Here is a 6,428-nt window from a genome sequence, read left to right as displayed (position 1 = left end):
CCACCAATCCAAAAAACACAATGCTCAGGGGACCCAGCCATCGCAGCTCGCCCAGTCGATCCACTGGTGCGATGCCAAGCACATCGAGCTGGACAGGACGTCCGAACACGAGTTTCTTGTATTCCCAGACGTATTCCGCTCCACCTTTAGAGGACTTCGCTACCGTGGGTTGAAGAGAGAGTTCCATCAGTCGCACGTCTGAACCACTGGTTCTGACCGTCAGTGCGAGCGTGTCTTCCACGCCGCCCTCGGGGATTTCCAGGCCGAAAACTCCACGGCCAACCGCTGAATAATGCGCCTCGATCGATTGGGGTGAGTCGTTCAGGGAGACCGTGCATCGCAGTTGCCCTGGGGTAATGACAACGTCTTCGCAAACCTGATCGCCAACGCGAACTTCAAGTTCGGCGAGTGAAACAATCTCTGGCGGTAGTGGAAGAGCTATGTAGTACTCTCCCGGAGTTCGAGCCGGCGCCCGGGCTTCTAACTTGCCCTGAAATTGAACCTCATACAGGGAAACGGGAATGATTGTGCCCACACTCAATCTGGGGATCAGCATGACTTCCGCCTGGAGGTTCACCACCCGGGCTGGTTGAGACGCACGAGGCGTGCTGCGGGGGCTGGGCTGTTCCTCAGCCGCGGGCGGGCCGCTGAGTTGCTCGCGATAACTGAGGGCCGACTGCCGGGCAGCCTCTCTCGCCGACTTCACCGCCGGTAAGAGAAGGCCGATCAGCACACCGATGATCAGGATGACCACCAACAGCTCGACGAGTGTAAACCCACATGACGAGACGCGATTCACCGCAACATCCTCCCGGAAAAGAAGACCAAGGATACGATCGGTATTCGCTTACCCACCGCGTGAGGCCCCTCCAGATCCCCCTCTGTTCCCGAGCAGGCTGGAGTCTGCCCATTAGAATAATCTCCGGCCCGAGTCGTGACAATCGTTCTGAACGCGAAAGTGAGGAACTCGCCGAAAAAACGCTGGTCCTTGCCGCCTGAGCCAATCCCATTTTTGCAAAACCCATGACATGCCAGCAGCGCAAAGGTGTTGTACGGGTCATTCGTAAACGGCCCCCGCCAGTGCCGTGGTCCGGGTGGAACTGAGCCGTCCAGGCGAAATGGACATTCGATCGCTTCTCAGGATTCGGATACCGCCGGCGCGATCGGTCGGGGGAGGGAGGAACCAGCGCTGATCGGAGGGACACCTTCCTCGGCGTCCGTCGAACGCAGAGGGGCCCGCTCGCCGTGCCCGGTGATGCGAAATGGAGCATCCAACGTTGAGAGGCGGACCTGACAAGCAGGTCCTTCCGAATATGGACGTGACAAGCACGTCCCTCCGGGCGGAGGCTCGCTCCTGCCCAAGGCGTTGTCCAGATTCGTGCTACTTTCCAGCAGCAGAAATGTGGGGATGACTCAGCCTTGCGGCCGCTTGACACAGGGAACCCGATTCCGCAGCATCAAATTTCTGATCCAGGATCACTGCCCTGGCAAACAGTGTGCGGATTGGCGATCTGACGATATAAAAAGCGGTTGAAGAACCGAAGTATTCCGGCAGTCCAGTCCTGACCTGAAGGAAGCCTCCAAGTGAAAGCTCTTGTACTGACCGCCTACAAGCAATTGGAAATCCAGGATGTTCCGACGCCCGAACCTGGTGCGGGGGAGATTCTCGTGAGAGTGAGGGCCTGCGGCATTTGTGGCAGCGATGTCCACGGGTTCGACGGCAGCACAGGCCGCAGGCGACCGCCGATCATCATGGGGCATGAAGCCTCTGGAGTTGTCGCGAAGATCGGCGACGGCGTCAGCCGATTTCGGCCGGGGGATCGGGTTACTTTCGATTCCACAATTTATTGCGGTCGCTGTGAGTTTTGCCGTCAGGGGCGGATTAACCTCTGCGAGAACCGCCGTGTCCTGGGAGTGTCCTGTGCCGAGTACCGACAGGACGGGGCGTTCGCCGAGTATGTCGTCGTGCCGGAACACATTGCCTACCGCCTGCCGGATAGTGTTTCCTTCGAACAGGCTGCCTTGATCGAACCACTTTCCGTGGCCCTGCACGCCGTGGATCGCGGAAATCTACGGCTGGGCGAGACGGTCCTCGTCATCGGGGGTGGAATGATCGGTTCGCTGATCGTGCAACTCGTCAAGGTTGCGGGAGCCAGTCACATTGTGGTCCTGGAACCGGATCCTTTTCGCCAGGAGCTTGTCCGCCATGCGGGAGCGACTGCCGTCTTTTCGCCGAATGAATCCTGGCGGGAGGAACTCTCCAAAGTCACGGGCGGAAAAAGGATCACGCTCGTTTTCGATGCGGTGGGCATCGACGAGACCGTCCGCACCGCTGTCGAAAGCGTGGAGAAAGGTGGTCGGGTGGTTCTTGTGGGCAACCTGGCCCCGCAAACCACACTGCTTCTGCAGGCGGTGGTTACCCGAGAACTCACACTTCTGGGATCCTGCGCCTCACAGGGCGATTATCCCCGATGCCTGGATTTGCTAGCCCGAGGAGTTGTGACGGTAGACCCTCTGATCAGCGCAGTCGCGCCGTTGGAAGAGGGCCCTTACTGGTTCGAGCAGCTTTACCAGCGAAAACAGCCCCTGCTCAAAGTGATCCTTCAACCGTGAGCCTGACCGTCGCTGGTAGAGTGCCCACTGCTTCCGCAGTCCGCCGTCACACCCAGCGCATCAGTGCGTGATGGCGTATACGATCACGTTGGTGCCGATCTTCAACGCGGAGTCGTCTTTGAGACCGTAAGAATACGGGTGCGGGAACTGTTCCCAACCATTCCCCAGGTCGAATCGGCTGTAAATGACGGCCAGCCGGCCATCGATACTGATGCCTTCCAGCTCCGGTGTGTTGATGTTGCCGAAGTCCTCGCGAACACGCGGGGTGTATTCGACTTCCTGGATGTCGAACAGATTGTGGTAAATCGGGTGGTCAAGTGGGATCCTTTCCAGCCTGGCGTCCGGGAAGACTTTGGCGATTTCTCGGCGGAAACCCATGTCGAAGGACATCCGGCCGCAGCAGGCATCGGCAAAGAGCAGACCGCCCGCCTTCAAATACCGCTGGAGGAAAGCGACTTCGTCGTTGTTCCAGACGAATTCCCGATGTCCTGTCATGTAAAGAAGCGGATAGTTGGCCGCCTGCGGGTCGGTGAGGCGGATGTTCTGCCGCTTGAATTTGACCTCCAGGGTGGAATTATCGCGCGCGAATTTGAGCAGATTGTGGACGGCCGACGGGTCGGGATCCCAGTCGCCCTCGTGCATGATCTGCGCGAAGACGAAATCGTCCCGCGTCGGAGCCTCGGCTTCATAGTACACCTTAGTGGTGCTCAGGAAGCGTGCCAGTTGGTAACTTCCCAGAATGTACGTGATCAAATTGGCCCCTACCTGCCGTGCCAGGTCGATGACCAGACGCAGGCCGCGGGGATGGTCGTGACCGTCCCAGCCACACGTCATATCGGCCGGGGAAAAGATCACGCCGGAACGACAGCCGAAATCAATCGACTCCAGGCACGGAGCGTCGTCGTACCGAGAGCCGTCCGCCTTCTGGTAGGTGAAGTTGCCCAGTTTGTAGTAGGAAGAAAATACTGGCTCTTCAGGAAGCATTTTTCGCAATGGCCGACCGGGGAAGATGAGCTCCATTTCACGACGGAACGACTCCGCAAAATCGTTCCAGCCGCAGCACGCGTCGCCGATGATGGTGCCACCATCCATGACATATCGGGCAAGCTTCGCGCGGACATCGTCCGTCAATTGAAAACTATTATGACCGGCAAACAACAGGGCCGGTAACTCCCGGGGATCGAAAGAGAAATGGGCGAAGTCTGTTTCGACCGCCCGATAGTGGATTCCCAGCTTTTCGTTGGTCCATTCAAGGAGGGTGTTGACATCGGCGGGGTCTGTCATCCAGTCCCGGTACATGACCCGTTTGCCATCGCGGGTGATCCAGCGCACACTTCCCAGGGCCATTTTTCCGATCAGAGCAGGCGGACTGGGCGGACGTTTCTTTTCCGTGCGCCGCAAGGGTGTGACGGGGAGCGGGAGCGGCGGGAATGATTCACCCCCGGTGCGGTGTTGCGGTGCCGCTTTGGGAGGTGGACCGCAGTCAATTGGCCCTGAGTTTTCCTCTCCGAAGACAAGGGCAGGTACGGCCACTCCGCCGGCCTGACCGATGACCCAACTGAGACCGGTCACCTGAAGAAACTCCCGACGGGAATGCGTTCGCAATCGGCGGTTCATGATGGCACCTCGCGTCTCATTTAAGCTACGACACAACGACTCTTTCCGTCCCGACCCCGATCGTCCACCGGAAAACGCTTATTTTGACGACGGTTTTTCCAGGGGTATGGCTCCGTTATTTGTGTGGATCAGTGGATCCCCAATATCGCTCCCCTCCGCTGCCTCGCTGGGGAGCGGTATTGCCCCAGCAGGAGTCGCTTGAGTAACGAGGAAATCCGCATGACGTCGGATCGTTTCCTCCTCCATAATTCCATTGTAGAAGCCAACCTCATCGATCGCGCCAGGAAATGGATAGGCATGGGCCAATCGGGCATCAAAGCCCTTCCCGATTCCCAACGTACCGGACGGTACAGTCCCGGCCACCCATCCGTCGAAAACTTTCTCCAGCTCGCCGTAAGCCGTCAAATCCTGAAGGTAGGTGCACACGTGCGTGGAGTTCCGCTGTTCATCTGTCTGAATGGTCACGACGGCGAAATACCAGTGCCCGGCAGACAGGCGTCCCCGGGTTTGAGCCCAATTCTGATCGGCGACGAGCAGGTGAGCCAGGGCGGCCTCACTTGGGGCCCCGGTTTCCGACGGCACGGCAGCGAGCAGAAATCCGCAGCGGTGTGCGTCCTGCCGCGTGGCGAGGAGGCTTCCCACAGCCTCGGGCGATTCCTCTGGCCAGCCGTCGAACCGGAAAATGATCTCTGCAGTGAAGCGATTTGGAAACGTCAGCGGCTCCTCGCTTTGCCATCCCAGCCCGTTGGAATTGCCATCGCGGTTGGCGCGAATCACTCGCACAGCCCGCGATTGCCCGCCATATCCAGTTGCCCATTGTGCGGAGACGTCCGAAAACGTACCCCGCATTCTGACCGGGAAAATGGTCCCGACATGACCATCGCGGTGGTTGTACAGAGCGGCTTCCTGTTCAAAGTCGGCTGACAACCAGATATGGGGATCATGCAGCGCGACGTAACGCCAGGCGGCAACAGATCCCTTCTTCGGAATGTGTGCCCAGAACCGGTGGCCGCCCCAGGGAATGGTGACCACTCGGCCGGCGGAACCCACCATCGCCGCCTGTCCTTTTCCGAGTTCCCGAATGTCTCCACCATCCGGCTGGAGCGCTCCCAGGGCCACCTTTCCTGTCAGAACGTGCACCCGGGTCGCCTCCGATGTCACTTCCACGGCGAAGCTCGTCCCACGATCCATAACTCTCGCATGGGGTGTTTTCACCAGAAAACCGCGACAGCCCGGCGCGAGCTGGACCACCATTTTGCCGCAAGTGAGCGTCACATTTTGGGCGTCATCAACGCGGAGGACGGCGGGCGCTTCCAAAGTCCAGGTTGTTCCGTGTTGGTCCCGCCACGCTGCTAGCCCCGAACGCAGACGGACGATATCACCGGATTGGAGCGGACTTCCCACTGTAAGGTGCGGAGTTTCGAAAGAGGCCTCGAATACATCGACGCAGGTGGCGATCCGTGATTCTGGAAGACGAGTGATTTCCGGCGTGAGGAAAGCGTGCCACCTCCAAAGGAGAGCCAGACAAAAGCCCACGGCGGCAGCCATCCCAACAAGCCCCCAGGCAACGAGACGTCGGGTTATTTTGTTCTGCCCGGCGAAAGATTGTTTTCTGGCGACCTCGGCACGGATTCCCGAAAGATTCTCGGGAATCGGCGAATTGGGGACCTCCAGCAGGCCCCCTGCGCCCCAGTGGAGTTCTCCGAGGAGCAGCACATAGTCGATGTACAGCTCTCTGCCCTCGGGAGTGCGTACCAGTTCTTCGAGGCGGCGCACATCCTCCTCGCTGCCCCGTCCTTCGACGAGGGCGTCCACGAGTTGGCAGAGGGCCGAGTGTTCTTCCGGGGTCATGGGCGTTTCAACCGATTCGAAATTTCATTCCGCCGCTTTCAGGCGGTTTCTTCCGCCGTGCGCAATTTGTGCTGGATACACTTCAACACGGCCATGCGAATACGGTGGAGCATCCGCCGCACGGCCTCGACCGACTTTCCGCGGAGTTGAGCGATCTGCTCGGTGCTCATCTGCTGGAAGTATCTTTGGTTCAGCAAATCGCGATGGTGCGGTTGCAATTCCTGGAGACACTGTCGCAACGCTTCGCGTCTTTCGTCCACGGTCTCCACAACATGGACCGCGTGGTTGGCAATTTGCTCCAGGAACTCTGGTGAAAATAACCTCGCCGCCCGCGCTGAACGCTCCCG

At 59.1% G+C, this 6,428-nt stretch carries 5 protein-coding genes; 1 reads left to right on the top strand and 4 read right to left on the bottom strand.

All coding sequences use genetic code 11. The annotated features are described in order from the left end of the window. Positions 1-799 (bottom strand): type II secretion system protein (locus tag H5U08_RS07955; protein WP_297031955.1); only part of this gene is annotated, 799 nt, incomplete at its 3' end. A 785-nt stretch (positions 800-1,584) separates the two neighbouring features. On the opposite strand from H5U08_RS07955, the gene H5U08_RS07950 reads away from it, so the two are divergent. Continuing rightward, positions 1,585-2,613, top strand: a complete 1,029-nt coding sequence (locus tag H5U08_RS07950) for a galactitol-1-phosphate 5-dehydrogenase (RefSeq protein WP_297031953.1) — start codon at positions 1,585-1,587, stop codon at positions 2,611-2,613. A gap of 60 nt (positions 2,614-2,673) precedes the next feature. Here H5U08_RS07950 and H5U08_RS07945 read toward each other — a convergent pair whose 3' ends face one another. The 3 genes from H5U08_RS07945 to H5U08_RS07935 form a co-directional block, all read right to left on the bottom strand. Next, on the bottom strand, positions 2,674-4,230 hold the full coding sequence (locus H5U08_RS07945; protein WP_297031951.1) for a DUF4159 domain-containing protein: 1,557 nt from the start codon (positions 4,228-4,230) through the stop codon (positions 2,674-2,676). 78 nt (positions 4,231-4,308) lie between these two features. Further along, entirely contained in the window at positions 4,309-6,081 is a 1,773-nt protein-coding gene (locus H5U08_RS07940) for a FecR domain-containing protein (protein WP_297031949.1), read from the bottom strand. A 38-nt stretch (positions 6,082-6,119) separates the two neighbouring features. Beyond that, positions 6,120-6,428 (bottom strand): sigma-70 family RNA polymerase sigma factor (locus H5U08_RS07935; protein ID WP_297031947.1); only part of this gene is annotated, 309 nt, incomplete at its 5' end.

It is taken from the genome of Thermogutta sp. (assembly GCF_014359955.1).
Taxonomy (GTDB): Bacteria; Planctomycetota; Planctomycetia; order Pirellulales; family Thermoguttaceae; genus Thermogutta.
This window is presented reverse-complemented; position numbering and strand designations above follow the sequence as displayed.

Bases quoted from the DNA above. Each gene is read 5' to 3' on its own strand.
- H5U08_RS07940 (WP_297031949.1), bottom strand. From the start codon at position 6,081: ATGACCCCGGAAGAACACTCGGCCCTCTGCCAACTCGTGGACGCCCTC.
- H5U08_RS07945 (WP_297031951.1), bottom strand. From the start codon at position 4,230: ATGAACCGCCGATTGCGAACGCATTCCCGTCGGGAGTTTCTTCAGGTG.